This window comes from Nitrospira sp. ND1 (genome assembly GCF_900170025.1).
Classification (GTDB): domain Bacteria; phylum Nitrospirota; class Nitrospiria; order Nitrospirales; family Nitrospiraceae; genus Nitrospira_A.
This window is the reverse complement of record NZ_FWEX01000002.1, coordinates 1-5,066: the sequence shown is the minus strand read 5'-3', so window position 1 is coordinate 5,066 and position 5,066 is coordinate 1. Positions and strand designations below refer to the sequence as shown.

1 protein-coding gene and 1 pseudogene are annotated in these 5,066 nt (G+C 63.9%); both read right to left on the bottom strand.

Annotation, left to right across the window (positions count from 1 at the left end; genetic code table 11):
• Nucleotides 1–4,718 (bottom strand): non-ribosomal peptide synthetase (locus NSND_RS00035; RefSeq protein WP_143833327.1); only part of this gene is annotated, 4,718 nt, incomplete at its 3' end.
• A gap of 119 nt (nucleotides 4,719–4,837) precedes the next feature.
• A pseudogene (locus NSND_RS00030) lies at nucleotides 4,838–5,066 on the bottom strand (phosphopantetheine-binding protein); the annotation flags it as partial.

Genomic DNA, 5,066 nt, shown 5'->3' with positions numbered 1-5,066 from the left:
ACGGCCTCCGGCGTCCGCGCCGCCTGCGCCGCAATCAGCGCCGGCACCGCCACCGCCGGATACGCCCGCCCCGTCCGGTTCCACGCCCCCACCACCTGCGAACACTCCGCCGACGCCAGCAGGGGAAACTCGACCAGCTTCCGTTGCGGTTCCGCCGCGAGACCTGCAAGCAGGGTGAGGAAATGGTCGGCCATGCGGCCGATCGTGGCCGGTTTGAAGAGATCGAGATTGAATTCGAAAAAGCCGGTGAGTCCCTCCGGGGCCAGCGTCATCTCCAACGACAGGTCGAACTTGGCACTCCCGGGATCGACCTCGACCGCCTCGATCGTGAGGTCCGGAATCTCCATCGCCTGCCGCCCGAGCGTCTGCAGGGCGAACATCACTTGAAAGAGCGGCGCATGGCTGAGATCACGCTCGGGTTTGAGCGCATCGACCACCTGTTCGAACGGCACGTCCTGATGGGCCTGAGCGCCCAGCACCGTTTCTCGCACCCGCTCAAGGAGGTCGACGAACCGCGGATTGCCGCTCAGGTCGGTACGCAGCACCAGAGTGTTGACGAAGAAGCCGATCAACTCCTCCGTCTCGAGGCTGGTGCGATTCGCAATCGGCGTCCCGATGGAGAGATCCACCTCACCGCTGTAGCGATGCAACAGAACCTGGAAGGCCGCAAGCAGGGTCATGAAGAGGGTGGTGCCCTGTCGGCGGCCGAGTGTCTGCAGCGTGGAGGTCAGTTCCTGGGAGACCGTGAAGGTGTGTCGCGCGCCGCGGAAGGTCTGGACGATGGGACGCGGATGGTCGGGTTGCAGGCTCAGCATGGAGGGCGCCCCCGCGAGCGTCCGTTTCCAATATTCCAACTCGCGTTCCAGCACATCGCCGGTCATCCACCCGCGCTGCCATTGCGCATAATCGGCGTACTGCAACGTTGAAGTCATCAACGGAACGGGCTGATCCGCGCGCAAGGCGCCGTAAGCCGCAACCATGTCCGACAACAACAGATTCAACGACCAGCCGTCGGCAATGGCATGGTGCAGGGTGACGAGCAACAGATGGTCCTGCTCGCTCAATTGCACCAGCTTCACGCGCCATAAGAGGCTGCCTTCCAAGGCGAACGGCCGTCGAGCCTCATCTGCGGCCAGATCGGCGACGTACTGGTCCAAGGAAACCCCGGGCGCCGGATCGGCGAACTGTCGCTCGAATGGAAGCGTTGGAGACTCCGCTGTCACTTGCACCGGGCGGCCCTCGGCACGGAGAAACCGTGTGCGCAACTGGTCATGTCGCATCGCGACGGCTTCGAAACTGCGACGCAACGCGTCCACATCGAGCGGCCCCCGGAGTCGGAGTCCGAACGAGAGGTTGTAGAGCCAGCTCTCCGGTTCCAGCTGCGCCAGGAACCAGAGCCGCTGTTGCGCAAAGGACAACGGAGCCGGCCCCTCTCGACGCCCGGCCGTCAAGGCGGGAACCTGTCTGCCGTTTCCCTCCGCGCGAACCCGATCCACCGTCGCGGCCAGGTCGGCGACGGTCGGACATTCGAAGGCGGCCCGCAACGGAAGCTCGATCTGAAACGCACTCCGGATGCGGGAGACCACCTGGGTGGCCAAGAGGGAATGGCCCCCAAGCTCGAAGAAATGGTCCCGCACCCCCACCCGCTCCAGGCCGAGGATGTCCGCCCAGATGCCGGCCAGCAACTCTTCCGTGACGCTCCGAGGCGCCACGTAGGTTGATCCGCCGGCGCCATCCAGGTCGGGAGCGGGCAAGGCCTTCCGGTCCACCTTGCCGTTCGGTGTCCGCGGCAACGCATCGAGCGTCAGGAAGATCGACGGCACCATGTACTCGGGGAGCTGTGTCTGAAGCGCCGTGCGCAATCGTTCGCTGTCGATCGACTGGCCGTCCTGCGGCACGACATACGCGGCCAACCGTCTCTCTCCCGGACGATCTTCGCGGACGATGACCGCCGCTTCGCGGACCTCGTCTTGATCGGTGAGACAGGATTCGATTTCACCCAGCTCGATACGGAATCCGCGCACCTTGACCTGATGGTCCATGCGTCCCACGTATTCGATCGTGCCGTCGAGACGGTAGCGGGCCAGGTCGCCGGTGCGGTAGAGCCTCGCCCCCGGTTCATTTGAGAAAGGGTCCGGCACGAACGCCTGCGCCGTGCGGAGCCGATCCTCCACATATCCACGACCGACGCCGACTCCGCCGATGCACAGTTCGCCCGAGACGCCAACAGGTACCGGCGCAAAAAACCGATTGAGGATATAGAGCCGCAGGTGCTGGATGGCCCGCCCGATCGGGACCCGGACAGCATCCTCGGGCGGCGGGGCCAGAATGGGATGAACGGCCACATCGTCGGCACATTCCGCCGGGCCGTAGGCATTCATCAAGGGAATGTTCGGGTGGCGCTCAAACCAGCGGCGGCAGAGGGCGGGCGGCAGGGCCTCGCCCGTCGGCAGCACCCAGCGCAGGTGTGAGAACCTGCGCTGGGATTCAGACCGGTCGCCTGCATCCAGCAAGGCCTGCAGGACCGCGGGTACGGCTTCATAGATGGTGACTCCGGCCTCGTCCAGGTGCCCGAGCAACCGTGACGGCTCTCGAACCAATTCATCGGACACGATGTGGGTCCGAGCCCCGCAGAGCAGCGCGGTCAGGAACTGCCACACGGAAATGTCGAAACATTGCGATGCGGTCTGCGCGATCACGTCGGTCGGCCCGATCGACAGGGAGGTCAGCTTGCTCTCCATGTTGTTGAGCATGCCGCCCAGCGTGACCATTGCCCCCTTCGGGACGCCGGTCGACCCGGAGGTGTAGATGACATAGGCCAGCTGATCCATCCGAGAGGGTACTGGGCGATCGTCGTCGCACCCCTGCTCCGAGCACAGGTCGTCCAACGTCAGCACCAGCGGGCGGGACGCTGCCGGCATCGCCGACAACGCTTGGTCGAGGTGGGCCTTCAGCCGATGCGACGTCACGACGACAGCCACGCGGCTCAACTCCAGCAGCCGCGCGATGCGCGCGACCGGATGGTGCGGATCGAGGGGCAGATAGGCGGCGCCGGCCTTGAAACAACCCACGATCATGGTCAGGAGTTCCGGACCCCGCTCATCCAGCAAGGCCACGATCGAGTCCGGGTCGATTCCGGCCGTCCTCAGGCGATCGGCCAGTCGATTGGCCCGGCGGTTCAACGCCTCATACGTCAACGACCGGTCGTCGCAGGTCACAGCTACAGCTTGCGGGTTCCGCCTCACCTGCGCTTCGAAACGCGTCGCGAAACTGCGGTCGTCCCGAGGTCCTTCCGTCTGGCCGGTCCCATGCGCCAACAGCGCTGCCCGTTCCTCATGATCCAGCAACGGCAGGTCGCCGATGCGGGCGTCCGGACACATGATGAGACCTTCCAGGATGCGTTTGAGGTGCCCGATCATCCGGAGGACCGTCTCCGAATCGAACAACCGGCGGTCGTAGGAGAGCTTGAGTCCCAGCTCCTTGCCAGGCCAGCCCATGACGGTCATGGGATAATTCGTATGGACCCGATACTGCTCTTCCTCGGCCCGGAACATGATCCGTCCTTCGCAGAGCGCCGGATCGACCGGCGCGTTCTCGAACACGAACAGGCTGTGAAAGAGGGCTTCTCCGCGCGGAATCTCGCTGCAGCGTTGAATCTGAATGAGCGGCGTATATTCGTACTCGCGAAGCCGGATGTTCTCCGCCAGCAGATCCTTGAGCCAGGCCAGCACCGGCTGCTCCGGCGATACCGAGACCCGCAGAGGCAGGGTATTGATGAACAACCCCAGCACCGATTCGACACCCAGGAGTTGGGTCGGACGACCGGCCACCGTGACCCCGAACAACACGTCCCGCTCTCCGCTGTAATATGCGAGCAGGATCGCCCAGGCCCCCTGCACGAAGGTGTTGGGCGTCACGCGATGTTGTTGTGCCAGGGTTGTGAGTCTCGCTGTCAGGTCGGGACTCAAGTGAACGCAATGGTCCGCCGCATCGTCGTTTTGATCGGCCAATCCTTGCGGCGGGCGGTCGTAGGCGAGCGGCGTGGGTGTGGAGAAGTCGCGCAGGTAGTCGCGCCAAAACCGGTTCGCTTCATCCAGATCCTGTTTTTGCAGCCAGGCGATATAGTCCCGATAGGGCCGGGGCTTCTCCGCCCGGCAGACGAGGCCCTGAGCACAGGCCTCGTAGTGGGCCAGGAAATCCATCAGCAAGGGCGAAATGCACCACTCGTCGAGCAGGATGTGGTGGAAACTATGCACGAACTGATAGGTGCGATCGGTCAGGCGGATCAACCGCAGGTGCATGAGCGGCGCCTTGCCGAAGTCGAACCCCTGTTCCAGTTCCTGCTGCAGCAGGGCGTCAAGGTCGGCCATCTGCTCCGCGCGGTCCTTCCCCTGCCAGTCCATGACATCGAGCGGAACCTCGATCTCCTTGTGTACGGCTTGTAAGGGACGCTTCTGACTTTTCCAGACAAAGGAGGTGCGCAGAATCGAATGACGTGCGATGACCTGTTCCCAGGCTTTCCGAAACAGCGCGGCATCCATCTCCCCTTCTACGTAGTAACGGTTCTGCATCAGGTAGATGCCGGTGCCGGGATTCATCAGCGTGTGGAACAGCATGCCCTCCTGCATGGGAGAGAGCGGATAAATTGCCTCGATGTTCTTGAGCCCGCCGCTCGCCGTGCGTTCGGCCGTTCCCTGCTCGATCCTGTTCGCCTGCATGCCTATCCAATCTCCTTCAAGAGGTTCTCCATCTCCTCGTCGCTCAATTCCACGTCCACAATCCGCTCCGCCTGCTTTTCATCCGGCAACGGGGGCATGGCCTCGACGGCTCCGATCACTGCGACGACGGCGGCCGACGCGATGGTCGGGTGTTCGAAGAGTTGCCTCGGGGTCAGCGTGATGCCCTCACGATGGGCCTTCGCGAGGACCTGCAAACTCGTGATCGAATCCCCGCCGAGTTCGAAGAAGTTATCGTGGCGGCCGACCTGCGCGAGGCCGAGCACCTGGGCCCAGATGGCGGCCAGCTGCTGCTCGGTCGCCGTCGTCGGCTCGGCATAGGCCTGTGTG